General features: G+C 60.6%; 1 protein-coding gene. It reads right to left on the bottom strand.

From position 1 onward, the window contains the following. The coding region (locus tag I2E26_RS07395) for a beta-N-acetylglucosaminidase domain-containing protein (protein WP_195420222.1) at positions 1-1,938 on the bottom strand (1,938 nt) is incomplete at its 3' end. Positions 1,939-2,240: the final 302 nt, after the last annotated feature.

The following is a 2,240-nucleotide window of genomic DNA, read 5'->3' as shown; positions in this document are numbered from 1 at the left end:
CACGATGTGCGCCTTGCCGATACGGGCATACTCGGTGTGGTTCACGTAGTGATAGCCGTGGCCGTTGGCCTCGTCCAGCTTGGCGGTGCCCTCGGAGTACTTGGCGATCAGCGTGGACTTGTCACCCTTGAGATCGGCCTTAACGGCTTCGAGCTCGAGAAGGGCGGCCTCGGACTGCTCGGACATGGCGTCGACCCAGTACACGATCTGGTTGAGCATGGCCTTGTTGCCGGCGCCAGCACGATAGGACTCGGCGATCTTCTTCAGCTCGGTGAAGATCTGGGTCATCTCGGTGACGTCGTCCTCGGTCACGGTGCCGGTGGAAAGCTTGGTGCGGAACGCGGCGAGCTTGTCCTTGATAGCAGCGGACTCGCCGTTCTCCCACGTAGCGCCACCGCCGTACATGCGCAGGGCATGGCCGGAGAGGGACTTGAGAGCGTTGGAGCCAGCCGTTGCGACCGGGGAGTTATGGTCGACGTAGGAGAACGAATCCTCCCACGCCTGGTTGGCATGGTCCTCGGACTTCCAAAGGTTCCAGGTGAAGTCGGCATTCATGAAGATGCCCTGCTTGGAAGGCTCGGACTGCTGCATGGGGTTGAGCACGACGCCCTTGACCTGGCCCGGCTTCACATCGGAGCCCAGGAAGTTGTTGTGGCCGCCCATGTGCAGGGCGTCCTTGTCGTTATCGGAGCACGGCCAGTTGATCCACATGAAGGGAGCAACGCCGGAGTTGCGCTGGAAAGCCGAGGCGAAGTTGCCATCGATCTTGCCCCAGACGCGACCGCCGGTATTAACGACCTGGATGTTGTCGGGAAGCTGGCTATACCAGCCCTCGCCGTAGCCCATGTAGTTCACCGGGCAGAAGATGATGGTGTCCTTGAGGCCGGGGTACTTAAGCGAACCGTCCTCGTTGGTGGCCTTCTGCTGCTCGCGAATCCACTCGGTCATCTCCTTGCAGAGCTTGATGTAGAGCGCGTTGCCCTGATTGCCGGCGTCGTCTGCCAGGATGGAGATCTGGCGGACGCCGTTATCCATGACCTGGATGAACTTCTTCTTCAGGATGGCGACGGACTCATCGTAGTTCGCGTTGGTGATGGGGTTGCTCATGAAGGGATGCAGCGCGTACACGAAACGGCACTTGGAAGCGTTGCCGGCCTCGGCCAGCGGAGCGATCTTCTCCTTGAGCTCCTGCTCGGTGTACAGGGTGCGCCACTGAGCATTGTGCTTGGGGTCGTCCTTGGGAGCGTACACGTACGCGTTGAGCTTGTAATAGCCGCCCCACTTCATGAGGTTGACGCGGTCCTCGGTGCTCCAGGGATTGCCATAGTAGCCCTCGATGAAGCCACGGGTGATGACGTCAGCGTAGTCTGCAACGGTGAAGGCGCGCAGAGATGCGCCGTCGGCCTGCTGCAGGATCTGGTACAGGGTGGTCAGACCGTAGTATGCGGCGTCGGTGCTGGCGCCCAGAACGATCACGCGGTCGGGCGTATCGCCCTTGGCGGGCAGCGAAGCGAGCAGATACGCATCGGTCTTGCTGAACAGGTCGTCGGCCACGGTCAGCTCGCCGGCCTTGGTGAGCTCGGCCACCATCTTGTCGACGACGCCGTTGGAGCCCTTGACGCCCACCAGGATGTTGGTGGAGCGCTTGCCACCGAGCCCCTTGGCCTTCTTGGCCTTCATGCCCTTCAGAGCCAGAGACTCGTTGAGGCGCGCTTCGGTATCCGCATCGATGCCGTCCTCGAGCACGACGTTCGCTTCCTTGCGAAGCGTCTGCGTGCCCTCGGCGTAGGTCACCGCATGCGGAGTGGGATAAATCTGGTAGTCACCCTCTGCAGCCCAAACAGGTGTGGCGGCACCGAATGCCGTTAACACACACAGCGTCAGGGAGCAGAGGATGAACGACCAAATTGTCCGATTACTCGAAACAGTTCGATTCATTCATCCTCCTACTTGCTGTACGAACAGTACTATTGCAGCGCAGCGCGGCGCCCTGCCGAGCAACAGAGGCGACAACGCTGCGCAAGCAACCGAAACGATGTTTACTTTATCAAAAGCACGCCCCCGAAGGAGCGGTGCTTTCACCCGAGATTATGCCGTAAGGCATATCCCATTATGAGCCTGCTACTTCACCAGGTCCTTCTCCGCCATGCGGTGCAGGAACGCAGCCATGTCGCAGCGGGTGATCTCGGCGTAGGGGCGGAACGTCTTAGTGCCGTCGGCCTCGACGAAGCCGGTGGAGA

Origin of the sequence: Collinsella sp. D33t1_170424_A12, from assembly GCF_015554865.1 — a bacterium.
Taxonomy (GTDB): domain Bacteria; phylum Actinomycetota; class Coriobacteriia; order Coriobacteriales; family Coriobacteriaceae; genus Collinsella.
Note: the sequence above shows the minus strand (reverse complement) of the source record. Positions and strands in the feature narration are given on the sequence as shown.